Origin of the sequence: Hominisplanchenecus sp. (assembly GCF_046967715.1) — a bacterium.
GTDB lineage: Bacteria > Bacillota > Clostridia > Lachnospirales > Lachnospiraceae > Hominisplanchenecus > Hominisplanchenecus faecis.
Window position 1 is genome coordinate 1 of sequence record NZ_JBKVNQ010000038.1, and the last position, 25,837, is coordinate 25,837.

The 25,837-nt window shown below is 45.8% G+C and carries 21 protein-coding genes and 1 other RNA gene; 19 read left to right on the top strand and 3 right to left on the bottom strand.

The features are described 5' to 3' along the window. The first annotated feature begins 249 nt into the window (after positions 1-249). Both ACLTL4_RS07060 and eno read left to right on the top strand, forming a co-directional pair. The gene (locus ACLTL4_RS07060) at positions 250-459 is read left to right on the top strand and encodes a hypothetical protein (RefSeq protein ID WP_173895618.1); all 210 of its coding nucleotides are present in this window, start codon (positions 250-252) and stop codon (positions 457-459) included. Positions 460-678: 219 nt separating this feature from the next. Then, positions 679-1,977: a phosphopyruvate hydratase gene (eno, locus tag ACLTL4_RS07065; RefSeq protein ID WP_412290617.1), complete on the top strand. Its 1,299-nt coding sequence runs from the start codon at positions 679-681 to the stop codon at positions 1,975-1,977. 42 nt (positions 1,978-2,019) lie between these two features. On the opposite strand, the gene ACLTL4_RS07070 is transcribed toward eno, so the two are convergent. Further along, the gene (locus tag ACLTL4_RS07070) at positions 2,020-2,910 is read right to left on the bottom strand and encodes a LysR family transcriptional regulator (protein ID WP_173895616.1); all 891 of its coding nucleotides are present in this window, start codon (positions 2,908-2,910) and stop codon (positions 2,020-2,022) included. Between the two features lie 237 nt (positions 2,911-3,147). Further along, positions 3,148-4,380 carry an argininosuccinate synthase gene (locus ACLTL4_RS07075; protein WP_173865568.1) on the bottom strand — a complete coding sequence of 411 codons (1,233 nt, stop codon included), beginning with the start codon at positions 4,378-4,380 and terminating at the stop codon, positions 3,148-3,150. 408 nt (positions 4,381-4,788) lie between these two features. Between ACLTL4_RS07075 and argC the strand changes: the two genes are divergently transcribed. From argC to ACLTL4_RS07155, 16 genes are all read left to right on the top strand, one after another. Further along, positions 4,789-5,829 carry an N-acetyl-gamma-glutamyl-phosphate reductase gene (gene argC / locus ACLTL4_RS07080; protein ID WP_022118657.1) on the top strand — a complete coding sequence of 347 codons (1,041 nt, stop codon included), beginning with the start codon at positions 4,789-4,791 and terminating at the stop codon, positions 5,827-5,829. Positions 5,830-5,853: 24 nt separating this feature from the next. Then, positions 5,854-7,077, top strand: a complete 1,224-nt coding sequence (gene argJ, locus ACLTL4_RS07085) for a bifunctional glutamate N-acetyltransferase/amino-acid acetyltransferase ArgJ (protein ID WP_022118658.1) — start codon at positions 5,854-5,856, stop codon at positions 7,075-7,077. 85 nt (positions 7,078-7,162) lie between these two features. Further along, positions 7,163-8,062, top strand: coding sequence for an acetylglutamate kinase (gene argB, locus ACLTL4_RS07090; protein WP_022118659.1), 900 nt, complete (start codon positions 7,163-7,165; stop codon positions 8,060-8,062). Then, positions 8,049-9,239, top strand: a complete 1,191-nt coding sequence (locus ACLTL4_RS07095) for an aspartate aminotransferase family protein (RefSeq protein WP_173865569.1) — start codon at positions 8,049-8,051, stop codon at positions 9,237-9,239. The genes argB and ACLTL4_RS07095 overlap by 14 nt, the downstream gene beginning before the upstream one ends. Before the next feature lie 295 nt (positions 9,240-9,534). Next, positions 9,535-9,963, top strand: coding sequence for a DMT family transporter (locus ACLTL4_RS07100; RefSeq protein WP_147631379.1), 429 nt, complete (start codon positions 9,535-9,537; stop codon positions 9,961-9,963). Positions 9,964-10,044: 81 nt separating this feature from the next. Beyond that, complete coding sequence (locus tag ACLTL4_RS07105) at positions 10,045-10,719, top strand: helix-hairpin-helix domain-containing protein (RefSeq protein ID WP_412290621.1); 675 nt, start codon at positions 10,045-10,047, stop codon at positions 10,717-10,719. A 25-nt stretch (positions 10,720-10,744) separates the two neighbouring features. Continuing rightward, positions 10,745-11,437, top strand: coding sequence for a response regulator transcription factor (locus ACLTL4_RS07110; protein ID WP_022119561.1), 693 nt, complete (start codon positions 10,745-10,747; stop codon positions 11,435-11,437). 106 nt (positions 11,438-11,543) lie between these two features. Beyond that, a complete protein-coding gene (locus ACLTL4_RS07115; RefSeq protein WP_330589842.1) occupies positions 11,544-12,986 on the top strand; it encodes a sensor histidine kinase in 1,443 nt (480 codons plus the stop codon). 49 nt (positions 12,987-13,035) lie between these two features. Continuing rightward, the gene (locus ACLTL4_RS07120) at positions 13,036-14,061 is read left to right on the top strand and encodes a GerMN domain-containing protein (RefSeq protein WP_022119563.1); all 1,026 of its coding nucleotides are present in this window, start codon (positions 13,036-13,038) and stop codon (positions 14,059-14,061) included. A gap of 20 nt (positions 14,062-14,081) precedes the next feature. Further along, positions 14,082-16,244 (top strand): DNA internalization-related competence protein ComEC/Rec2, encoded by a 2,163-nt coding sequence (locus ACLTL4_RS07125; protein WP_412290658.1) that lies wholly within the window; start codon positions 14,082-14,084, stop codon positions 16,242-16,244. A 20-nt stretch (positions 16,245-16,264) separates the two neighbouring features. Then, entirely contained in the window at positions 16,265-17,272 is a 1,008-nt protein-coding gene (locus tag ACLTL4_RS07130) for a deoxyguanosinetriphosphate triphosphohydrolase (protein ID WP_412290623.1), read from the top strand. A 25-nt stretch (positions 17,273-17,297) separates the two neighbouring features. Then, on the top strand, positions 17,298-19,076 hold the full coding sequence (gene dnaG, locus ACLTL4_RS07135; protein ID WP_412290625.1) for a DNA primase: 1,779 nt from the start codon (positions 17,298-17,300) through the stop codon (positions 19,074-19,076). A gap of 133 nt (positions 19,077-19,209) precedes the next feature. Next, positions 19,210-20,307 (top strand): RNA polymerase sigma factor RpoD, encoded by a 1,098-nt coding sequence (rpoD, locus tag ACLTL4_RS07140; protein WP_248834547.1) that lies wholly within the window; start codon positions 19,210-19,212, stop codon positions 20,305-20,307. 11 nt (positions 20,308-20,318) lie between these two features. Further along, positions 20,319-21,035, top strand: coding sequence for a tRNA (adenine(22)-N(1))-methyltransferase (locus ACLTL4_RS07145; RefSeq protein WP_022119568.1), 717 nt, complete (start codon positions 20,319-20,321; stop codon positions 21,033-21,035). Next, the gene (locus tag ACLTL4_RS07150) at positions 21,032-21,817 is read left to right on the top strand and encodes a Nif3-like dinuclear metal center hexameric protein (RefSeq protein ID WP_022119569.1); all 786 of its coding nucleotides are present in this window, start codon (positions 21,032-21,034) and stop codon (positions 21,815-21,817) included. The genes ACLTL4_RS07145 and ACLTL4_RS07150 overlap by 4 nt, the downstream gene beginning before the upstream one ends. A 92-nt stretch (positions 21,818-21,909) precedes the next feature. After that, positions 21,910-23,580: a nucleoside kinase gene (locus ACLTL4_RS07155; RefSeq protein WP_412290659.1), complete on the top strand. Its 1,671-nt coding sequence runs from the start codon at positions 21,910-21,912 to the stop codon at positions 23,578-23,580. Positions 23,581-23,638: 58 nt separating this feature from the next. On the opposite strand, the gene ACLTL4_RS07160 is transcribed toward ACLTL4_RS07155, so the two are convergent. Beyond that, positions 23,639-25,516, bottom strand: a complete 1,878-nt coding sequence (locus ACLTL4_RS07160) for an LTA synthase family protein (protein WP_412320360.1) — start codon at positions 25,514-25,516, stop codon at positions 23,639-23,641. Positions 25,517-25,622: 106 nt separating this feature from the next. Here ACLTL4_RS07160 and rnpB point away from each other — a divergent pair. Further along, an RNA gene (gene rnpB, locus ACLTL4_RS07165) (RNase P RNA component class A) lies at positions 25,623-25,837 on the top strand; the annotation flags it as partial.

Consider the following 25,837-nt stretch of genomic DNA (forward strand, 5'->3'; position numbering starts at 1 on the left):
TTTTCAAAGGAAAAGGACAGGCAAAGAGCGTGAAGATTAAGAAGTAAAAAGAAAGCAAAAAGCATGGAATTACCGTGAAAATTCAGGGATTTCATGCTTTTTTGCTGCTTATGGGCAGTACATCTGTTTCGAAAAGTCTGCTTTCCGGAACAAAATGGAAAAAGACTTGTGTTAAGGTATAAGAAACAAGGTTCCGGGGATTATTGTTATGATATCTGCGAAATCTTTTATATATGCCGAAGCCGGCAAATGTCGCCGAAACGAATCCTGCGTCTGCTGTTTGATGAAATGCAGCCGCTTGCAAAAGTTGATCCAAAGGGAGATGCATTGCTGCATCAGATTATGGAAAAGTGCTGGGAACTGTATTATTACGGTGACGAGTCAAAAGAAGAACAAAACTTAAAAAAGCAATTGCAGGAAATCGCTGATCAGAATAAACTGGTGTGGAAAACAGAATAGAATGTGTCAGATCCTTGTGACAGGTGAAAATTGATAAAACTTTCTCAATCTAAGGAAGAAGTCCGCCTTGATTTCATATGGCAGTTATGCTATTCTAATGATAGTTAGAAAAACCTAACTAATGTGAATAAATCATGGCAGGACTTCTTCTGTCTTTATGCGATCAGAGGCAGAAGACGAAGTGCCGATTATTTTAGGACGAGAAAGGGACTGGCAATCATGAAGAATTTAACAATTGAAAAAGTAATTGGAAGGGAAATCATCGACTCCAGAGGCAATCCAACCGTAGAAGCAGAAGTTTATCTGGCTGACGGTACGATCGGAAGAGGGACTGCACCAAGCGGAGCTTCCACAGGAGAGTTCGAGGCTCTGGAACTTCGTGATAATGATAAAGAACGTTTTGACGGCAAAGGTGTGACAAAAGCAGTTGCAAACATCAACACCGTGATCAACGAAGCACTGAAAGGCAAAGATGCATCTGATATTTATGCAGTGGATGCAGCGATGAAAGCAGCAGACGGAACAAAAGATAAATCCAACTTAGGAGCAAATGCAATCCTGGCAGTATCGATTGCAAGCTGCCGTGCGGCTGCGACTGCACTTGAGATCCCTCTGTACCGTTTCCTTGGTGGCGTGAATGCAAACCGTCTCCCGGTACCGATGATGAACATCGTAAACGGCGGATGTCATGCATTATCTTCCGGACTGGATGTACAGGAATTTATGATCATGCCGGTTGGGGCACCTTCCTTTAAAGAATGTTTAAGATGGTGTGCAGAAGTATTCCATGCACTGGCTTCTATCTTAAAAGAAAGAGGACTGGCTACCTCTGTTGGTGATGAGGGCGGTTTTGCACCGGCACTGAAATCCGACGAAGAAGCGATCGAGACGATTCTGGAAGCAGTGAAAAAAGCCGGTTATGAGCCGGGAAGCGACTTTATGATCGCTATGGATGCAGCTTCTTCTGAGTGGAAGACAGGAACAGTCGGAGAGTACAAACTGCCAAAGGCAGGAACGGTTTATACATCCGGGCAGCTGATTAATCACTGGAAAGCTCTGGTTGAAAAATACCCGATCATCTCCATCGAAGATGCACTGGATGAGGAAGACTGGGAAGGCTGGAAGAAACTGACCGCAGAATTAGGTGACAAAGTTCAGCTGGTAGGCGATGACCTGTTTGTTACCAATACCGAGCGTCTTTCAAAAGGTATCGAACTTGGATGCGGAAACTCTATCCTGATCAAATTAAACCAGATTGGTTCGGTATCTGAGACACTGGAAGCGATCAAGATGGCTCACAATGCAGGATACACAGCGGTTACTTCTCATCGTTCCGGCGAGACAGAAGATACCACTATTGCGGATCTGGCGGTTGCACTGAATACCTGCCAGATCAAGACAGGAGCACCGAGCCGAAGCGAGCGTGTTGCAAAATACAACCAGCTGCTTCGCATCGAAGAAGAACTCGGAGCATCTGCAGTTTATCCACAGAAAAAAGCATTTCATGTTTCAAAGTAACAAAAGATAAAACAAATCACACATATACATACTTCCTGTAATCTACATGTTTGCCGTCTGCAAAGCATCCATAAGCTTGCGGACGGCAATGCTTTTTGGCCGGTTTTTGTCCCAGATAAGGCAGATTTCGCGTTCCGGCATTCTTGAGGTGAGGTGGAGCTGTACCACTTCGCCTTTTTTGATGGCTTCTTTTGCCAGTGCCTCCGGATAAAATCCGATTCCGAGGTTGTGCCTGATCATCGGCAGGATCTGATCTGCGGTAGCGGCTTCGATATCCGGATAGAACGGCAGATCATGCTGCAGAAAGTAATTGATATGCATTTCTCTTGTTCCAGTATTTTGTCCGAGAGAAATAAACGGAATGTCCGTAAGCTCTGAGAGATGATGGATTTTAGAGGAAAAATCAGCGTATTTTGGCCCGGCGAGCAGAATCTCACGGAAGGAAACAAGCGTATAATGACGCATGGATTTTTTCAGCTTGAGCGGTGTTGTGACAACAGAAATATCGGCCAGTCCGTTTTCCAGTGCCTGAATGGACTGAGGGGTGGAGAAATTGGAAATTTTCAGGCGGACTCCCGGATACTGTGCGTGAAAGGTCTCCAGTCGGTCAAGCAGCAGCAGTCGCAGAGCTGTCTCGCTTGCACCGATCGTGATCAGACCGCTTTCCAGACTCTTGTCTTTTTTCAGCTCGGATTCTGCAGTAGAGAGCTGCTCGTAAGCGATAGCGACATGCTGGAACAGTTTTTCTCCCTCAGGTGTCAGTGTTACTCCTCGGTTGGAGCGTACAAACAGTTTACATTCCAGTTCATTCTCCAGAATGTTCATGCAGCGGGTGATATTCGGCTGATTGTTATTTAAAATCTCGGCAGCTTTTGTAAAACTTTTATATTGGGCTACAAAATAAAAAAAACGATAATATTCAAAACTGACCATGCAAACCTCCTGTTTATTTTGACGTTCAAAAATGCTTCAGGCATTCTTGCAGCGAGGTGCACGTCATGCATCGCATGACATATTCTTCTGTGCACCTCTGCAATCCGCCGGATGTGTTCTGTTTTGGGATAATCTGAAATCTGAAAAAGGAAGCACTTTTGCAGTGCTCCCTTATATTCAGGTTACTTGTGAAGTCACAGAACATCGCCGGACTTCGGATGAAAAATATTTACAGAATTATTCACCAAGGTTTTTCTTTTCTACTTCAGCGAGCATCATAGCACGTACTTTCAGAGGCAGACCAAACAGGGTGATAAATCCGCTTGCATCATTGTGATCGTACATATCACCGGTTGTGAAGGATGCTAAAGATTCATTGTACAGGCTGTATGGAGAAGTTGTGCCGGCTTTGATGATGTTTCCTTTGTAAAGTTTGAATTTAACTTCGCCGGTTACATATTTCTGTGTTACTTCAACGAAAGCCTGGATTGCTTCACGCAGCGGTGTGAACCATTTTCCTTCGTATACGACCTGAGCGAACTGGCTGCCAAGTTTTTTCTTTGTTTCCATGGTTTCACGGTCCAGAGTGAGTTCTTCGAGCTGTTCATGGGCTGCCATCAGGATGGTTCCGCCCGGTGTCTCATATACACCACGGGATTTCATACCAACAACACGGTTTTCTACGATATCTACGATACCGATACCATGTTTGCCTCCAAGAGCGTTCAGCTCTGTGATGATCTCAGAAACTTTCATGGCTTTTCCGTTCAGTGTTTTCGGAACCCCCTGTTCAAAAGTCATGGTAACATATTCCCCTTTTTCCGGAGCCTGTTCCGGTGTCACGCCAAGCACCAGCATGTTTTCGAAGTTCGGCTCGTTTGCCGGATCTTCCAGCTCCAGACCTTCGTGGCTGATGTGCCATAAGTTACGGTCACGGCTGTAGCTGTGGCTGTGGTCGAACGGCAGGTCGATACCGTGTTTTTTACAGTATTCGATCTCGTCTTCACGGGACTGGATGGTCCATACATCGGTCATACGCCATGGAGCGATGATCTTCAGATCCGGAGCCAGTGCCTTGATTGCCAGTTCGAAACGAATCTGGTCATTACCTTTACCGGTAGCACCGTGGCAGATGGTAGTAGCACCTTCTTTACGTGCAATCTCAACCAGTTTCTTTGCGATAACCGGACGTGCCATGGAAGTACCAAGCAGGTATTTGTGCTCATAAACTGCACCGGCTTTTACGCAAGGCATGATGAAATCGTCACAGAATTCATCAATGATATTTTCAATATATAATTTAGAAGCACCGGACAGTTTTGCTCTCTCTTCCAGACCATCCAGCTCGTTACCCTGTCCGCAGTCGATGCAGCAGCAGATAACTTCATAGTCAAAGGTTTCCTTTAACCAAGGGATCAGTGTGGTGGTATCGAGGCCGCCTGAATATGCCAGAACTACTTTTTCTTTCATGATATGTATTCCTCCTGAAATTTATGATCATTTTGTAAGTCAAAGACAAAAGAGCCATAAAACCACTCTTGTGCAAGTACATCGTGGTTTTTGGCTTTCGACCCTGGTATCATACACTATACAACAGTTATCATAATTATGCAAGTGAAAAAACGAAAAAGTTGTAAAAACAGCTGTAAAATGAATAATATACATTGCGTATGAATAAAAATACAATAAAAATACAAAGAAAACTCTTTACTTATAAAGAAAACTGGTATATGATAAGAAAGATTTCATTCGCACAGCGAATTTTTATGAATCTGCCGGAGACTGCATCAGATGGGCGGCACCTCACATTTGACAGAAAAAGAAAAGAAGAATAATCCGGACAGAAAAGATATATTAGGTTGAAAGGAGAATGTTGATATGATAAAAGCCGGAATAATAGGAGCAACCGGATATGCAGGAGGCGAACTTGTCCGTCTTCTCCTTAACCATAAAGAAGCAGAGATTGCGTGGTATGGTTCCAGAAGTTATGTGGATCAGAGATACAGCAGTGTTTACCAGAATATGTTCCAGATCGTGGATGCAAAATGTCTGGATGACAATATGGAGCAGCTGGCAAAAGAGGTAGATGTGATTTTCACAGCAACACCGCAGGGGTTGTGTGCATCTCTTATAAATGAAGGGATTTTAAGTCAGGCAAAAGTGATCGATCTAAGTGCGGACTTCCGTATCAAAGACCGGAAGACTTATGAGCAGTGGTATAATCTGGAACACAAAGCACCGCAGTTTATTGAGGAAGCTGTTTACGGACTGTGTGAGATCAACCGGGAGGATATCAAAAAGGCAAGACTGATCGCAAATCCGGGATGTTATCCGACATGCAGCACCCTGTCCATTTATCCATTATTAAAGGAAGGCATTATTGATGGAAATACCGTTATCATTGATGCTAAATCCGGTACTTCCGGAGCAGGACGCAGTGCCAAGGTTGCAAACCTTTACTGTGAAGTCAATGAGAACATCAAAGCATACGGTGTTGCAACACACAGACACACACCGGAGATCGAAGAGCAGTTAGGTTATGCCGCCGGTTATCCGATCCATATTAATTTTACACCGCATCTGGTTCCGATGAACCGCGGTATTCTGGTTACTGCTTATGCATCTCTGAAAAAAGAGGTGACTTACGAAGAAGTTAAGGCGATCTATGATGCTTATTACGGAAAAGAACAGTTTGTACGTGTTCTGGATAAGGATGTCTGCCCGGAGACGAAGTGGGTAGAAGGAAGCAATTATGTGGATGTAAACTTCAAACTGGATCCGAGAACAAACCGTGTGATCATGATGGGGGCAATGGACAATCTGGTGAAAGGTGCAGCCGGTCAGGCCGTGCAGAATATGAACCTGATGTTTGGATTTGCCGAGAACGAAGGCCTTCAGGGCGTACCAATGTTCCCATAAAACAGAGAAAGGTCGTGAGCATAGATGAAGATAATAGATGGAGGTGTAACCGCTGCAAAAGGATTTAAAGCAGCCGGTATGCATGCAGGTATCAAAAAAGGTACAAAAAAAGATATGGCAATGATCGTAAGCAGTGCACCATGTATGGCAGCCGGAACGTTTACGACAAACCTTGTAAAAGCCGCACCGGTAAAATGGGATCAGCATGTGGTATACGAACATGGAGAGGCGAGAGCTGTTGTGGTAAACAGCGGTATTGCAAACGCCTGCACCGGAGCAGAAGGATATGGCTACTGTGAAGAGACTGCAAAAGCGGCAGCAGAAGCACTCGGTATCGACAAGGATGAGGTTCTGGTAGCATCTACCGGTGTGATCGGAAAACAGCTGCCAATCGATACGATCAAAAAAGGCGTGAAGGATCTTTCCGGACTGCTTCTGGATACCAGAGAAGCAGCAACACTGGCAGCAGAGTCGATCATGACAACGGATACGGTAAAAAAAGAAGTTGCCGTTGAAGTTGAGATTGGCGGTAAGACGGTAACGATCGGCGGTATGTGCAAAGGTTCCGGTATGATCCATCCGAACATGTGCACGATGTTGAGCTTCCTCATGACAGATGCAGCTATTTCAAAAGAAATGCTTCAGAAGGCATTGAGTGCAGATGTCGATGATACCTACAATATGATTTCTGTTGACGGAGATACTTCCACAAATGATACCGTTCTGCTGCTGGCAAACGGACTGGCAGAGAATCCGGAAATTACAGAGGAAGGCGAAGATTATCAGACATTTGCCAGGGCACTGCACTATATCAACGAGACGCTCGCAAAGAAAATGGCAGGGGACGGCGAAGGTGCCACTGCATTGTTTGAGACAAAAGTGATCGGAGCACAGTCAAAAGAACAGGCGAAGATTCTGGCAAAATCCGTTATTTGTTCAAACCTTACCAAAGCGGCTATTTTCGGACATGATGCAAACTGGGGACGTATCCTCTGTGCCATGGGTTATTCCGGAGCTAAGTTTGATCCGGAAAAAGTAGATCTGTATTTTGAAAGTGCAGCAGGTAAGCTGAAGATCATCGAAAACGGTGTGGCACTTGATTACAGCGAAGAAGAAGCGACAAAGGTGCTCTCAGAAAAAGCAGTGACGGCTGTTGCTGACATCAAAATGGGAGAGGCATCCGCATCTGCGTGGGGTTGTGATCTGACTTACGATTATGTGAAGATCAATGCCGATTACCGCTCTTAAGCGGTAAGAGCTGCTTTGTGTCAGAGCAATTTACAGGCATCTGTCCGGATGCCGGAAGTATGGATAGAAACTGGAGGAAAAAACAATGGATACAATGCAGGATCTGCTTCAGAAAGCCAGTGTGCTCAATGAAGCGTTACCTTATATACGGAAATTCAGCGGCAAGACCATCGTTGTAAAATACGGCGGAAGTGCCATGGTAGAACATGAACTGAAGAAAAACGTCATCCGTGACGTAGCACTTCTGAAACTGGTCGGATTTCGCCCGATCATCGTGCACGGTGGCGGAAAAGAAATCACAAAATGGACAGGCAAAGTCGGCATTGAGACCAAATTTATCAACGGACTGCGTGTGACGGATAAAGACACCATGGAAGTGGCTGAGATGGTCTTAAATAAGATCAACAAAGGATTGGTGTCCATGATGGAGAAAGTCGGAGTCAAAGCGGTTGGTATCAGCGGAAAAGACGGCTCCGTTCTGCGTGTTAAGAAGAAACTCTCCAAAGGCGAAGATATCGGTTTTGTAGGCGAAGTGACAAAAGTCAATACCGAGCTTTTAAATACACTGCTGGACAATGATTTTGTCCCGGTGATCTGCCCGATCGGTTCCGATGATGAGTATCATTCTTATAATATCAATGCAGATGATGCAGCATGTGCGATTGCAACGGCAGTCGGAGCATCCAAACTGGTATTTTTAACGGATATCGAGGGTGTATACCGTGATCCGCAGGACAAATCCACACTGATCTCCGAACTGAGTATTCCGGAAGCAGAAGAACTGCTCGGCAGCGGAAATATCGGCGGCGGCATGCTCCCGAAGATCCAGAACTGTGTCGATGCGATCAAGTCCGGTGTTTCCAGAGTACATATCCTGGACGGAAGGATCCCGCACTGCCTGCTGTTGGAGTTCTATACCAACAAAGGTATCGGTACTGCGATTATCGGGGATGAGGAGGAACGTTTTTACAATGAAAATGAATGAATATATGGAGAGAACGGAACAGGTGGTTCTGCACACCTATAACCGTTTCCCGGTTGTTTTTGAAAAAGGAGAAGGCGTACATCTTTATGATACCGAAGGAAAGGAATATCTGGATTTCGGTGCCGGAATTGCGGTGTTTGCACTTGGCTATCACTATGCGGACTACGATCAGGCTTTAAAAGATCAGATCGACAAAGTGATCCATACCTCCAATCTTTTCTACAATGTGCCGATGATGGAAGCAGCAGAAAAACTGGTAAAGGCAAGTGGCATGAGCAAAGTATTCTTTACCAACAGCGGTACGGAGGCGATTGAAGGTGCGATCAAAGCCGCACGTAAATATGCATGGAACAAAGACCATGCAACGGATCACGAGATCATTGCCATGAACCATTCCTTCCACGGAAGAAGCGTCGGAGCACTTTCCGTCACCGGAAACCCACATTATCAGGAAGCGTTCAAACCGCTGATGGGCGGCGTGAAATTTGCAGATTACAATGATCTGGACAGTGTAAAAGCTCAGATCACAGACAAAACCTGTGCGATTATCATGGAAACCCTTCAGGGCGAAGGCGGCATTTATCCGATGGAAGAGAGCTTCTTAAAAGGTGTTAAAGAAATCTGTGAAGAAAAAGATATTCTTCTGATCCTCGATGAAATCCAGTGTGGTATGGGACGTACCGGAAGTATGTTTGCATGGCAGCAGTACGGCGTGATGCCGGATATCATGACCTGTGCAAAGGCACTGGGATGCGGCGTGCCGGTCGGAGCGTTTGTCTTAAACGAAAAGACTGCAAAAGCCTCTTTAGTTCCGGGAGATCACGGTACAACTTACGGCGGAAATCCCTTCGCCTGTGCAGCGGTTTCCAAAGTGTTTGATCTGTTTGAAGAACATGACATCGTTGGTCATGTAAGAAAGACAGCTCCGTATCTGGAAAAGAAACTGGATGAACTGGTAGAAAAACATGACTGCTTTACCGCACGCCGCGGAAAAGGATTCATGCAGGGACTGGTTGTGAGCGGCAGACCGGTCGGCGAACTTGTCAAAGCAGCTCTGGCAAATGGTCTGATTGTGCTTTCCGCAGGAAGTGATGTACTGCGTCTGGTGCCTCCGCTTGTGATCACCGAGAAAGACATCGACGAGATGGTTGAAAAACTGGAAGCGGTTTTATCTTAGTCGGAGAAGACTCCAACTTCTATGAGTGGCAAGCAACAAATTTGTCTTAGTGGGAGTGCAATCTCCGACTAAGATAAACGCTCCGCGAGGGCACACATTGTCCAGTGGACAATGGTTTTGTGCCGACCGGAACGAAGTGTAGAATGCACAGCGATTCTGTTAGGTAAATGTCAGCAAAGCTGACCAGAATCGCGTGCCAAGTCTCACGTGCGTTCGACTTGAAAAAACAGTAAAAAATGTATAGAAAACTCCTTTGTGCATATACTGTCAGAAAGTACAGGCAAAGGAGTTTTTTATGATTGGAATTTTAACAGCACTTTTATCGGGAGCCCTGATGAGTGTGCAGGGCGTCTTCAACACGCAGGTGACAAAGGCGACCAGCCTCTGGGTTTCGACCAGTTTTGTGCAGTTTACGGCACTTCTGGTCTGTCTTGTGATCTGGTATTTTGCGGATGGGAAAAGTTTTATGACGCTTACACAGGTCCCGGATAAATGGACGCTGCTTGGAGGTGTGATCGGTGCATTTATCACCGTTACCGTAATAAAGAGCATGAACAGCCTGGGACCTGCGAAAGCGGCGATGCTGATCGTGATCTCCCAGCTGATCATTGCCTATGTGATCGAGCTTCTGGGATGGTTTGGCGTAGAAAAACAACCGCTTACCATGCGAAAAGTGGCAGGGATGGCGATCGCGATCATCGGTGTTGTCATATTTGAAAAATAACGGTTGTATTTTTGAACAATGTTCGATAAAATAGGAATATCTGTACAGGGGAATTTTGTCAGAAGGCAGGAAGGAGTCCTTTTGAGAAAATCAGGCAGAAAGTTAAAGAGTCTGTTTTATCTGACCATAATCGTTGTACTGTGTATTTTTTTGGGCGGCTGTAATAAAAAAGGTGAGATCACGTTTGAACAGGCGGCGGATGAGGTGTTTTCGGAAGAAATTTCCAATCAGTCTGAAGTGGGAGAATCGAAAGAAACGGAGCGGATGAAAGCAGGGGGGACGGATGTGGAAACAGACGCCTGGATCTATGTAGATGTGGCAGGTGCCGTCAGAACTCCCGGTGTTGTAAAACTTGCAAGGGGAGCACGTGTGTATGAAGCGATCGAGCTTGCCGGCGGGTTTGCGAAAGATGCTGCCATCTCAGCGGTCAATCAGGCATCCGTACTTCAGGACGGGCAGCAACTGTATATCGTTACAGTCGAAGAACAGAAGACAAAGCAGCTGTCATCTTCCGAGGGTTCTCTGGAAACGTCCGGTGAGGGCAGAGTGGCAGATGCAGGCAAAGTCAATATCAATCAGGCATCAGAAGAAGAACTGATGACGCTTCCCGGCATCGGGGCATCCAAAGCTGCCGATATCGTACGTTACCGGGAAGAACAGGGCAGATTTGAGCAGATCGAAGATATTATGAATATCAGCGGGATCAAAGAAGCGGTGTTTGGAAAAATAAAAGATAAAATAACAGTACAGCAGTAAAATAAAACAAAAGGAATGAACAAAAATGGCAAAGAAAGTATTAGTTGTAGATGATGAGAAACTGATCGTAAAAGGAATCCGCTTCAGTCTGGAACAGGACGGCATGGAAGTTGACTGTGCATATGACGGCGAAGAAGCTCTGCGTATGGCAAGAGAAAAAGAGTATGATATTATACTTCTTGATGTGATGCTTCCGAAGCTTGACGGCTTTGAAGTCTGCCAGCAGCTGCGTGAAACTTCTAGTGTTCCGGTTGTCATGCTGACTGCAAAAGGTGATGATATGGATAAGATCCTTGGTCTGGAGTATGGAGCAGATGACTATATCACCAAGCCATTTAACATTCTGGAAGTCAAAGCACGTATCAAAGCAATCATGCGCCGTACCGAGAAAAAGGGAGCAGAGCAGACAAAGAGCAAAGTGATCCAGGCAGGAGATCTTACGATGGACTGCGAGGCGAGACGCGTCAACATTGCAGGCAGAGAAGTAAACCTGACTGCCAAAGAATTTGATGTGTTGGAGCTTCTGATCTTTCATCCGAACAAGGTGTACAGCAGAGAGAATCTGCTCAACATTGTCTGGGGTTATGAATATCCGGGAGATGTGCGTACCGTAGATGTACATATCCGGAGACTGAGAGAAAAGATTGAGATAAATCCGAGCGACCCGCAGTATGTACACACCAAATGGGGCGTCGGATATTATTTCCAGCATTCATAACTGTCAGGTAAATGTCAGCAAAACTGACCAGAATCGCATGCCAAGTCTCACGTGCATTCGACTTGAAAAGGTACACTGAAGGAAGGGAGCAGGCACAGGGGAGCAAGTGTTCAGAAAAAAGAAAAAAAACGAAAAATTACGAAAGTACATAAACAGTCTTCAGTTTCGTATGTGCCTGATCTTTATCATCGTTGGAATTGTGCCGATCATGCTGATCAAACACGGGATTTTAACGAATTATCAGGATCAGGCGGTGAAACAGCGTATCAGTATCATACAGAGCCAGAGCGATCTGATCACAGCCCAGATTTCCAAGACCGATTACCTGAGCGGTGAGAAGTCCAAGATCACAGATGTAGAGCTGCAGCAGATGGCGAATCTTTACAACGGCAGGATTCTTGTCGTCAATAAAGAGTTTCGCATTATTAAGGATACCGATCAGACAGATGAGGGCAAATATATTGTGGCGGAAGAGGTGATCCGCTGTTTTCGCGGTGAGGATGGACAGAGCTACAGCAGGAAAAACGGCTTTATTGAAATTACCATACCGATCTATGATGCTCAGAGCAAAGAAGTGGAAGGCGTGATGATCGTCAGTACACCGACCAGAGATATCCGTAAAAACCGTGATGATCTGAACCGGAAAGTACTGATCCTTCAGATTGGAATGGGGATTGCCATTTTTCTGATTGCATACTATCTTTCCAAGATGCTGGCAAAGCCGTTTGAAAAGGTTACCAAATCTTTGAGCCAGGTGCAGGAGGGCTTTCTGGATGCTGATATCTCCATACCGGACTACACTGAGACACAGCAGCTTGCAGAGGCCTACAATCAGATGCTTGCCCGCATGAAAGCTCTCGATGATTCTAGGCAGGAGTTTGTCTCCAACGTGTCACACGAGCTGAAAACACCGATCACATCGATGAAAGTACTTGCAGATTCTCTTCTGGCACAGCCGGATGCACCGGTGGAGCTTTATCAGGAGTTTATGGCGGATATCGCAGAAGAGATCGATCGTGAGAATAAGATCATCACGGATCTTCTGTCGCTTGTGAAGATGGATAAAAAGGCAGCAGATCTGCATATTGAAAATAAAAATATCAATGAACTGCTGGAGCTGATCATCAAGAGACTGACACCGATCGCGGACAAGCAGGATATCAACCTTGTGTTGGAGAGTTTCCGCCCGGTCAATGCCGAAGTGGATGAGACGAAGCTGACGCTTGCCCTGTCTAATTTGGTCGAAAATGCGATCAAATACAACAAAGAGGGCGGATGGGTGCATGTTTCGCTTAATGTAGACAACAAATATTTTTATGTAAAAGTAGAAGATTCCGGCATTGGTATTCCAAAAGAGTCACAGGATGCTATTTTTGAACGTTTTTACCGTGTGGATAAATCACACTCAAGAGAGATCGGCGGAACCGGTCTGGGGCTTGCAATCACGAGAAGTGCGATCCTGATGCACCGCGGAGCGATCAAGGTTTACAGTAAAGAGGGCGAAGGTACGACCTTTACTGTTCGGATCCCGCTGATTTATGTGAACTGATACAACGGTTCACCTGGCAGGGGCTTTTGCCGGAATGGAGAACAGAAATATGAAAAAAATGGCAGGATTTGCAGCAGCTGTGTTTCTTGGCCTGATGCTCACGAGTTGCCAGGGCACACAGAAGGCAGAACAGAGCGGTTATAAGGTTTTTTGCCGTAATGCAGAGGCTACTGCACTTCGGGAAGTGCAATATGAGCCGGAAGCAGAAGGTGGGGAAAAACTGGTGGAAGAATTGCTTTCTGCAATGGAAGGGACGTTTAATCGAAACGACTATCAGAGTGTTTTTCCGGAGGGACTGACTGCTGCGGTATCGACTTTAAAGGACGGACGGCTGACGATTGATTTTAATGATGCATATAAGCAGATGGATGATACAAGAGAAGTTTTGCTGCGTGCCGCAGTGGTGCAGACGATGACGCAGATCACGGATGTCCGGGAAGTGGTATTTACCGTTGCAGGTGAGGCACTTCTGAACTCGGAAAATCAGGCAGTAGGGCCGATGCATGCCTCTTCGTTTATCAATTCGGAGGGTGACAGTATCAATGCATATCAATATGAGGCATTGCCGCTTTATTTCGGTAGCAGAAACGGCACTTCACTGACAAAACAGATGCGAAACGTGCATTATGCATCGGATGATTCTCTTGAAAAACTGGTGGTTGAGCAGCTGATCGCAGGACCGGCGGGCAGCAAACTTACTGCAGTTGTGCCGTCTGATACGGTTGTGCGTGAAATCCGTACGGAGGGGGATTTATGTACGGTGAATTTAAGCAGTGAATTTAATCAGGCAGTGGCAGGATCTTCGGTTACACCGGAAGTGACGGTTTATGCGATCGTAAATTCCATCTGCGAAAGCTGTGAGGATATCACGAAAGTCCAGATCCAGGTGGAAGGCAGCTCGGATGTGCTTCTGCGTGATACACTGGATCTGTCACAGGTGTTTTCCTGTAACAGCAGTTTCATACGGGAGAAAGACGGAGAAAACGATACCGGGAGCAGCGATAACGGTGCGGTTCCATCGGTTGGCGTTGATCCGAATCTGACAAAGGAAGCACAGACAGAGAGCGGAACTTGATATATTTCAAAAAGAGACCGTTGTTGTTTTTGACAGGTATTCTGATCTTATGGATCTTGCTCTGTCATTTTGCAGGGATTCGGGAGCAGTTTCCTTATCCGCAGTCGTTTGACGGAAAACAGGTTTCCTGCACGGGAAGAGTCTGTCAGATCGAGGCAGGAGCAGATTTCTGGTATGTATATGCAGATCATATACAGGCTGATTTTATGGAGGAGGTTTCCGAACGTCTTAAGGTTCGGGCAATTCTGGAAGAGCCAGCGGACTGTGCGTACGGAAACCGGGTGCAGATCTGCGGCAAACTGACGCTTGCAGAGGCTCCCTCAAACGATGGAGCGTTTGACCGCCTTTTTTACCAGCAGACGGAGCGTCTTTTGTTTAGTATGAAAAATGCCCGTTTAACCGTTCGGGATGGCAGGCAGAATCCGCTGTTACAGTGGATGTATGAAGTCCGCAGGATCTGTATGCGGCATCTGGAGCAGATATTTGATGAGCAGGATGCCGGAATTCTCGCAGCGATGCTACTTGGCGATAAGAGCAGGCTGGATGAGGAGATCAGAGACTGGTATCAGGTGGGCGGCATTGCTCATGTGCTTGCGATTTCCGGACTTCATATTTCTCTGTTTGGCATGGCACTCTATCATATCTTGCGAAAACTGGGGATCTCATTTGTGATTTCTTCCGGGATCGCAGGCAGTTTTATGTTATTTTATGCAGTTTTTACCGGTGCAGGTGTATCTACACGCCGTGCCATGATCATGTTTCTTCTTTTTCTCGGAGCACAGTGCCTTGGAAGGACGTATGATTTATTGAGTGCTCTGTCAGCAGCTGTTTTTTTACTTCTTTTTGATTATCCCATTTTATTATTCTCATCTGGATTTCAGATGTCAGTTTCTGCTGTGGCAGCGATCGGTGGATTTTATCCGATTCTGAAAAAACATTACGGACCATATATCTCTTCCGGGGCGGCTATTCAGCTTTTTATGCTGCCGTGTGTTCTGTGGCATTCTTTTTCTTTTCCTCTTTACAGTGTGATGTTGAATAGTATGGTCATACCGCTGCTTCCGTTTGTTCTCGCCGGAGGCGGCAGTGCCTTGCTTTTTTCTTTTTTTTCGCTGAAAGCAGCTTCATATCCGGCAGCGGCAGTGCATGGTGTGTTAAATTTATATTCCTGTCTGTGCCGCGTATCTCTGGAACTGCCTTTTTCTCAGATGATTTTTGGAAGACCGAAACTGTGGTCGATTCTTCTATATTATGTGATCCTGTCTGCGGGGGCTGTGTGGCTGCTTCAGAAAAAACAAAAGAAAGTCTGTTATCTGGTCTTTGTTTTCATGGCGATTTTCTTTTTGAAGCGGACGGAGCCGAAGGCGTTTTCTGTGACCTTTCTGGATGTCGGACAGGGGGATGGGATTGTGCTAAGGGATGATACCGGTGTGACCATGTTGTGTGACGGCGGGAGCAGCAGTGTCTCGAACGTTGGAAAATACAGAATTCTTCCGTATTTGCGGTATCATGGGATTGACCGGTTGGATTATGTGTTTTTAAGTCACATGGATATGGATCATATCAATGGAGTAAGGGAACTGCTGGAGTGTCAAACATGCAGTATTAAAATAAAAAATCTGGTATTGCCAGCCATCAAAAATCCGGATGAGACGTACCTTGAGATTGAAAGACTGGCAGCAGGGCAGAAGATCGCCGTGCACAAAATGCGGGAGGGTGACTGTATCTGTACCCGGTCGATGATGCTTACCTGTCTTGCCCCGAAAGCTGGGGATACTTCCAAAAATAAAAACGAGACATCCATGGTGCTGCATGTAAAATACAAATCTTTTGATGTGATGCTGATGGGGGATCTGGAAAAAGAAGGGGAAAAGGATCTAATCAGAAGAAAAAAACTGCCGCAGCTTCTGGAAGGAGGAAATAAAATCGAAGTTTTAAAGGCAGGACATCATGGTTCCAAAGGAGCCACCTCAGAAGAACTGCTGGATATCCTGAAACCACAGATGGCGGTTTTGTCTTATGGAAAAGGAAATCGCTACGGGCATCCGGCACCGGAAACCATAGAGCGGTTAGAAAAGGCGAACTGCCCGGCCGTTTCTACGGAAAAGTGTGGTGAAATAACATTTTTTTGCCTTAAAAATGAAAAAATTCTTGTTAGATATGGAAAAAACGTGATAAAATAATTAGAAAGGGGGCGATTGCCATGACGATTCGAGAGATGGCAGAGCAAAGAGAAGTGGCTTATTTCAGCCCGTATGCATCCCTCAGCAGCAAGTCCAGGGGACGCGACCGGGAAGAGCCGCCATGCGATATCCGTCCGGTCTATCAAAGAGACCGGGATCGCATTTTACATTCTAAAGCATTTCGCAGACTGAAGCATAAGACACAGGTTTTTCTGCTGCCGCAGGGAGATCACTACCGCACCAGGCTGACCCACACGCTTGAGGTAGCACAAACGGCGAGGACGATCGCAAGAGCCCTGCGGATGAATGAAGATCTGGCGGAGGCGATTGCACTTGGGCATGACCTTGGGCATACACCGTTCGGCCATGCAGGCGAGCAGGCGTTAAATGAGATCTGCCCGTTTGGTTTTGCTCATTTTGAACAGAGTGTCCGCGTTGTAGAACTTCTTGAGAAGAACGGAAAAGGTCTGAATCTGACCTGGGAAGTCTGTGACGGGATCCGAAATCACAGAACGTCCGGTCATCCTTCCACGCTGGAAGGAAAGATCGTACGGCTTTCAGATAAAATCGCATACATCAATCACGATATTGATGATGCATTGCGTGCCGGAATTTTAAAAGAAGCAGATGTTCCGGCAGAATACCGGGAAGTTTTGGGTGATACGATCCGGGAACGTTTAAATGCTCTGATCCACGATATTGTGATCCACAGTCAGGGCAAAGATGACATTGTCATGTCACCGGAGATGGAAAAAGCGATGCGGGGAATGCGGAACTTTCTGTTTGAGAATGTGTATCACAATCCGCTGGCAAAAAGAGAAGAAAAAAAGGTCCGGCATCTTTTACAGGAACTTTATCAGTACTATATCGAGCATCCTCTGGAACTGTCAGAGGAATATTTAAACCTGATGGATGCGGGGCAGGAGAAAGAGCGGGTTGTCTGTGATTACATAGCAGGGATGACCGATCAGTATGCCATGCAGGCGTTTGCAGACCTTTATATTCCGAAGGCATGGCCGGTAAAATGAATAAGCAGGAAATAAGGAGATAGGTATGTATTATCCGGAAGAACTGGTCGAAGAGATCAGAGAGAGAAACGATATTGTCGAAGTGATCGGCACTTATGTCAAGCTTCAGAAAAAAGGAAGCTCTTATTTTGGACTTTGTCCATTTCATAATGAAAAATCCCCATCTTTTTCGGTAAGTCCGGACAAACAGATGTACTACTGTTTCGGATGTGGAGCAGGCGGCAATGTATTTACGTTCATTATGGAATATGAGAATTACAGTTTTCCGGAGGCACTGAAATACCTGGCAGACCGGGTCGGGATCAAGCTTCCGGAGCGGGAATATTCAGAGGAAGAAAAAAGACAGCAGGATCTCCGCATGCAGGTGCTGGAAATAAACAAGATGGCAGCCAACTATTTTTATTATCAGCTTCGTACGGAGAGCGGGGCTCAGGCTATGCAGTACCTGAAAAGCAGACAGCTGGATGATGAGACAATCAAACGGTTTGCACTTGGATATTCCAGCAAATACAGCAGCAATCTATATCAGTATTTTAAAAGCAAAAAAATATCCGATGAATTATTAAAAGAATCCGGGCTGTTTAATGTGGATGAAAAAAATGGCATGTACGATAAATTCTGGAATCGTGTCATCTTTCCGATTCTGGATGTCAACAACCGTGTGATCGGTTTCGGAGGCCGTGTGATGGGAGACGGCAAGCCTAAATATTTAAATTCGCCGGAGACGATCGTTTTCGATAAAAGTCGCAATCTGTACGGACTGAACATTGCAAGAGCAGCAAGGAAAAAGTATCTGCTGGTCTGTGAAGGATATATGGATGTGATCTCCATGCATCAGGCGGGATTTTCAAATGCAGTGGCATCGCTTGGAACGGCTCTGACGGAGAAGCATGCCACACTTCTGAAACGTTATACGGACGAAGTAATCCTGACGTACGACAGTGACGATGCCGGTGTGCGTGCCGCACTGCGGGCGATACCGATCGTAAAACGTGCAGGACTCAAGGCAAGAGTGCTGCATATGAATCCTTATAAAGACCCGGATGAATTTATCAAAACCCTTGGGGCAGAGAAGTTTCAGGAACGCATTGATCAGGCGGAAAACAGTTTTATGTTTGAAATTTCCGTGTTGGAGAGAAATTATGACATGAAAGACCCGGAAGGAAAAACTTCTTTTTTCCAGGCGGTATCGGAAAAACTGATGGAGTTTGAGCAGGAGCTGGAACGTGAAAATTATATTCAGGCAGTCGCAGAGAAATATCACATCGGATTTGACAATTTAAGAAAAATGGTGAATCGCAGTGCGATGCGTGCAATCGGCAGGGAAGTACCGAAAAGTGCTGTGGACCGAGAACGAAAAGAAATCCGGAAAAAAAGTCAGGATGACGGCATGAAACAGTCACAGAGACTGATGCTGACCTGGCTGATTGATAAAAAAGGATTGTATGCAAAAGTAAAACCATACCTGGATGCGGATGATTTCACAGAAGATCTTTATCATCAGGCGGCACAGCTTTTGTTTGAACAGCTTGAAAAGAGCGAGCTGAATCCGGCAAGGATCATCAATTATTTTGAAGATCCGGAAACACAGAAAGAAGTCGCATCGTTATTCCATGCCAAGTTAAACCTGCAGTCGCAGGCGGAATTTGACAAAGCATTGAATGAAACACTGCGAAAGATTATCAACAACAGTATTGAATTTCGAACGAAAAACATGAATCCGGCAGATATTGCGGGATTGCAGAAAATCTTACTGGACAGAAAGAAAGTTCAGGATATGCCGAAGATCACATATCAGATGTGAGATGAGTCCTGCATCCGCAGGCGGCAGCAGCAAGACAGCACAGGCATCAGATGGGAGCATAGTCAGCTGTATATTTTCCGGTATTGGGGAAAAAATATAGGAAAGATACGGCACTTGAAAGAAGGTGGATCAGATGGAGGAACACAGCAAAGAATTTTTGGAGAAATTAAAAGGACTGCTTGCATTTGCAAAAGAACATAAAAATGCACTGGAACATCAGGAAATCGTAGATTATTTTAAAGGAATTTCGCTTACCGAGACACAGAGCGAAAAAATCCTGGACTATCTGGATGAGCATGGCGTGGATGTTCTCAGGCAGAAAGATGCAGATGCCCTGGAAGATCTGGAAGAGGAAGAAGAAGTCGATGTTTCGGAAGCGGCACTGGAAGTTCCGGAAGGGATCAGTACCGATGATCCGGTACGGATGTATTTAAAAGAGATCGGCAAGATCCCGTTGCTTACCGCAGATGAAGAGATTGAGCTGGCAAAGCGGATGGAAAAGGGAGATCCGGAAGCAAAAAAAAGACTTGCTGAGTCCAATCTTCGTCTGGTAGTAAGCATTGCAAAACGTTATACCGGACGTGGAATGCAGTTTCTGGATCTGATCCAGGAAGGAAACTTAGGTCTGATCAAGGCTGTTGAAAAATTTGACTATAAAAAAGGTTATAAATTCAGTACCTATGCGACCTGGTGGATCCGTCAGGCGATTACCAGGGCGATCGCAGATCAGGCGAGAACGATCCGGATTCCGGTGCACATGGTAGAGACGATCAACCGCACGATCCGCACGTCCAGACAGCTCACACAGTCGCTTGGCCGTGAACCAAGTGCGGCAGAGATTGCGGAAGTGATGAAGATGCCGGTGCAGCGTGTGGAAGAGATTCTCAAGATCGCCATGGACCCGATCTCGCTGGAAACGCCGGTCGGGGAAGAGGATGACACACATCTTGGCGATTTTATCAAAGACAACAAAAGCGAAGTGCCGGCCGATGCTGCAGCGTACACGCTTTTGCAGGAGCAGCTGGATGAAGTCATGCAGACGCTGACAGACCGGGAAAAGAAAGTACTGGCTCTGAGGTTTGGGCTGGAAGATGGAAGAAGCCGGACACTTGAGGAAGTCGGAAAAGAGTTCCATGTCACAAGGGAACGCATCCGGCAGATCGAGGCGAAGGCTTTGCGGAAACTGCGGCATCCGAGCCGCAGCCGGAAATTAAAAGATTATCTTGATTAAGGAGAACAGATATGCAGTTATCAGACAGACTGCAGGCGGTTGCTTCCATGGTAACAGAAAACAGCCGTCTGGCAGACGTGGGAACAGACCACGGATACATACCGATTTATTTATGTGAGATGGGAAAGATCCCGTCAGCGATTGCCATGGATGTAAAAAAGGGACCGCTTCTGCGGGCTAAGATGAATATCGAGCGTTACCATATGCAGGAGAAGATCAGGACACGTTTATCTGACGGCGTTTTGAAATTAAATCCGGACGAGGCGGACAGCGTGGTGATCGCGGGCATGGGTGGAACACTCGTCATGAAAATTTTAGAAGAAGGCAAAAAAGTACTGGTGGACGTAAAAGAGCTGGTTTTGCAGCCGCAGTCTGACATTGATAAGGTGCGAAAATATCTGTATGAAAATGACTACGTGATCACAGCAGAAAAGATGGTATGCGAGGAAGAAAAATACTATCCGATGATGCATGTGCAGCACGGACATATGGAAGAACTTGCAGACATAGAATGGAAATATGGAGCTTTTTTATTAAAAGAAAAGAATCCGGTTCTTGGCTCTTTTCTGAAAAAAGAAGAGACCACGCTGACTGGTGTGCTTCAGAATTTAAGGCAGCAGCCCAAAGAGAGGGTGAAAGAGCGTATTTTGGAAATAGAGGCGTTGCTTGCCCTGAACCGGAAAGCACAGAAATGGATGAAAACAGAAGAGGAGTGTGAGAAGGCATGATCTGCCGGGAGCTGATTGAATTACTGGAGAAAAAATATCCGCCATCCATCGCAGAATCCTGGGATAATCCGGGACTGCAGGTGGGAAGCTATGAGAAAGAGATCAAGAGCATTTATATCGCACTGGATGCGACCGGAGAAGTGATCCGCCATGCCATCGATGCAAAAGCAGATCTGCTGCTGACGCATCATCCGATGCTGATGCATGGACTGAAAAAAATAAATGACGGTGATTTTTACGGACGGCGTGTGCTGGAACTGATAAAGCATGACATCGCTTATTATGCAATGCATACCAATTATGACATCGTGGAGATGGCACCGTTAGCAGCCAGGATGCTTGCGTTGAAGGATGCACAGATCATGGAGAAAACCTGTGTGCTTCCGGATGGACGTGAAGGCGGTTTTGGTATGGCAGGCGAACTGCCAAAAGAGATGACACTGCTTCAGTGTGCAGAGTATGTAAAAGATGTTTTTCAGATACCGGATGTGAAGATTTTCGGAAATCCGGAAACAGTTCTGAACCGTGCGGCGGTTCTTCCGGGCTCCGGGAAGAGTATGACGGCAGATGCCCTCCGAAATGGGGCAGAAGTTTATATCACCGGAGATTTTGGCCATCACGATGGGATTGATGCTGTAGACCAGGGACTGAATGTGATCGATGCCGGTCATTATGGCATTGAACACATTTTTATCGGACAGATGGCAGAAGAATTAAAGGAGCGTTTTCCTGAAATGGAAATCTGTACAGAGCCGATCCGACATCCGTTTTTGATGGTGTAGATAAGTTTTCGGAGAATTTCAAGTCACAGAACGGAATCTTCCGGTATCGATGACAATGTGATCTGTAAAAATGATCAGGAGGTGGTTTGATGATGGAGAAAGAATATATTCAGGTTTCTTTTGAAAATGGAAACATAGAAAGGAAAAGCTATCCGGCGGGTATACGGCTGCTTGATCTTGCAAAGGAATATCAGAAGGAGGATGATATTGTTCTTGCAAAGGTCAACGGGCGGCTGCGGGAACTGTACCTGCAATTAACGGAGGACTGCCGCATTTCTTTTATCACAACAAGGCAGCAGGAAGGGATGGCGGCCTACAGGCGGAGTATGACGCTGCTTTTACTGAAGGCACTCTACCATCAGGCAGGGCATGAACACATCCGCAGAGTTGGGATCCATTTTTCCGTCAGCAGCGGATATTACTGTACGGTCGACGGTGATGTGACACTGGATCAGGATTTTCTTGATAAAGTGGAAGCCAGAATGAGGGAACTGGTTGCCCAGAAAGTGCCGATCGACAAAAAAACGATCGGTACGGACGATGCGATCGCATTGTTCTCGCAGTACGGGATGAAAGACAAAGAAAAATTGTTTCATTATCGCCGGGCTTCCAAAGTCAATATCTATGATATGGGCGGTTTCGAAGATTATTATTATGGCTATATGATTCCGGACACTTCTTATCTGGGAGCGTTTTCCCTGCATTTGTATGAGGACGGATTTGTACTTCAGATGCCACAGCGGAAAGATCCGAAGACGGTTCCGGCCTTTGAGCCGGAGAACAAAATGTTCCGTGTTCGAAAAGAATCGCTCAAATGGGGAGAGATGCTCGAAATTCCTACCGTAGGATTACTGAATGATTATATTGTGCACCATGGCATCCATGACCTGATCCTGATCCAGGAGGCACTTCAGGAAAAGAAAATTGCGGAGATTGCCGGAAAGATCGCCGAAAATCCAGATAAAAAGATCATTATGATCGCCGGTCCGTCTTCTTCCGGAAAGACGACCTTTTCTCATCGGCTTTCGATCCAGATTTCCGCACACGGACTGAGACCGCATCCGATCCCGGTGGATAACTATTTTGTAAACCGGGAAGACACACCGGTGGATGAAGATGGGAAACCAAACTACGAATGTCTGGAAGCCATCGATGTTCAGCAGTTTAACGATGACATGAACGCACTGCTTGCAGGAAAGAGCGTGCATCTGCCTGTTTTTGATTTTGTGAGCGGCAAACGCATGTACAGTGAAAAAGAGACAAAACTTGGAAAAGAGGATATTCTGGTGATCGAAGGCATTCACTGCCTGAATGATCAGTTGTCCTTTGCACTGCCAAAAGAAAATAAATTCAAGATTTATGTCAGTGCCCTGACGCAGCTCAACGTCGATGAACATAACCGTGTTCCGACTACAGACGGAAGACTGCTTCGAAGGATTGTACGCGATGCCAGGACGCGGGGAACGACGGCAAAAGCAACGATCAGCATGTGGCCGTCGGTGCGAAGAGGAGAAGAGTCCTATATTTTTCCTTATCAGGAGCAGGCAGATGTGATGTTCAATTCAGCACTGATCTATGAACTGGCTGTTCTGAAGATGTATGCAGAGCCGCTTTTGTTTGGCATTGGAAGAGAGGAACCGGAATACCAGGAAGCGAAACGCCTCTTAAAATTTTTGGACTATTTTGTGGGAATCCCAAGCGAGAGCGTGCCGATGAATTCTATCTTAAGAGAGTTTATCGGGGGCGGATGTTTTCAGATATAACAAAAACCATGGAAGTGACAAATATTGTCTTTTCCATGGCTTTTCTTTTTCTCTTACATCAGTCAAAAAAGTTCTCGATCCTTTTTTTCTTGTCAAACAGATTGTTGTACTGGAGGATCTGATACTTTCTGAGGGATTCATAATAAGGGGAGGATTCATCTTTTAAGGAATAATAGCTGCCATCCTCACCGAAATAACCGTTTGTTGTCAGCACCGGGATCTGTTTATGTATATCTAAAAGGAACTGATTGAACGGAGAGAGTTTCATGCCGGTGCTCTCAAGCATCAGAGTCGAGAGGTAATTCATACTGATGTTTACATTTTCCTGTTCTTCGATATCGTAGTTTGCCCAGATCAGAAACGGAGTCTTATAGAGATTCATATTTTCTTCTGCACTGAGTTTTTCGACATTTTTTCCGAGGATCTTGCTGTAAACTTCATTGGAAAGTCCGGGTTCGTGATCACCGAAAAAGACGATTACGGTCGGATCCTTCTGCTTGCTGAAATACTCGATCAGAGATTTCAGGGCAGTGTCGGAATGATGGATCAGGTTCAGGTAACGTTTCAGTTCCGGATCATCACATTTTTCTTCGATGGAGATCGGCATATCCAGATTGTCAAAATCCTGGTCATAGCCGCTGTGATTCTGCATGGTGACATTGAACAGATAAAACGGGGCATTGCTCTTCTTTTTTGCCTGTTCATACTGATCGATGATCACCTGGAAATCAGCTGCGTCGGATACAAAGTTGCGAATCTTATCCGAAGCGGAGACATCCAGATCTTTTAAACTGATGAAATCCGAAAATCCGAGGTTTGGATAAACATGGTCGCGGTTGTAACCGTTTGCACGGAATGGATGGAATGCCAGCATACCCTGATAATCCTGGTTTCCAAGATGTGTGGTCAGACCCGGCAGAAGACTTTTGATGTAAAGCTGATAAGGTGTTGCAGATGCCGGCACAAAAGCTTTGGACAGTCCTGTCAGAAACTCAAATTCCGTGTTTGCCGTCTGCCCTCCGAATACGGATACATAGGAGAACCCTTTTACAGTGTTTTTTGTAAGACTGTGGTAAAATGGCATTACATCTTCGCTGGTCCTGAAATCACCGACGGCCTGCAGATCGGCAAAAGCTTCGTCCATAATGGCGATGACATTTGGTGTTTTTGCATTGCCGGAAGAGGTTTCACTGCGATACGGGGCGGCTATCTCTTCAGCAGCGTTTGCAGAATATCCATCCGGTTTATGAATCATCATCAACTGGATACTTCGCATAAAAGTCAGGACGCATCCGTTTTTGCGGTAGGATTTGATCGGACGGAACGTATTGACAGTGACATGCATCGGTGTCACAGTCATAACCGGCGTATAGATCATGATCCAGAAGGAAGCAAAGCAGATGGCGGCACTTCCTAGGATGGCAGAGATCCTTTTTTTGCCTTTTGGAAGTCGGAGACGTTTTACACGAAACAGCAGAATACACCAGGCGATCAGACCAAGCAGTGTGATCGTGCGGGTCAGATCAAGCGAATATTTATAATTGCCGACCACATTCATCGCAGTTCCCATGATCGTCAGATCCGAAGCCAGGATCGGGATTCCGCGAAACGTTGTTGTGAAATAATTCGTCAGTGAAAATATAATGCTGAAAATACACAGAAAACATCCGGAGAACCGCATACTTCCGGTCAGGGCAAACAGAAATCCCATCACGATATAAAATAAAAATGCGGTTACACCGAAACGAAGCAGGCAAGACGGACGGATAGAATAGAAAATCAGTCCGGGCCCCGCCGGGTTTGCGTATTCCAGGAACAACAGTGCCACAAGAGGCGTAAGGAAAAAGACAGTCAGAGCTATCCGTTCTTCCTTTGATAAATTTTGAAATACCGACTCTTTGTTGGCGGAATCGGTTGCTTTGGTTGATTTTTTCATATTGATACACTTCCTTTATCACAATCGCATCATAATACAATGAGCTATTATAGCAAAATGGAAGTTGACAGTCAATGTGAGAAATGTTAAGATATTCTTATATTTGCGAGTAGGATAAATGATCGCGGCTGGCAAAACGAAAGGTGTCAGACGAGGAAAGTCCGGGCTTCACAGGGCAGGATGCCGGATAACGTCCGGCGGAGGCGACTCCAGGGACAGTGCAACAGAAATATACCGCCGGCCATAAGCCGGTAAGGGTGGAAGGGCAGTGTAAGAGACTACCGCCCTGCTGGTAACAGCGGGGGCACATGTAAACCCCAT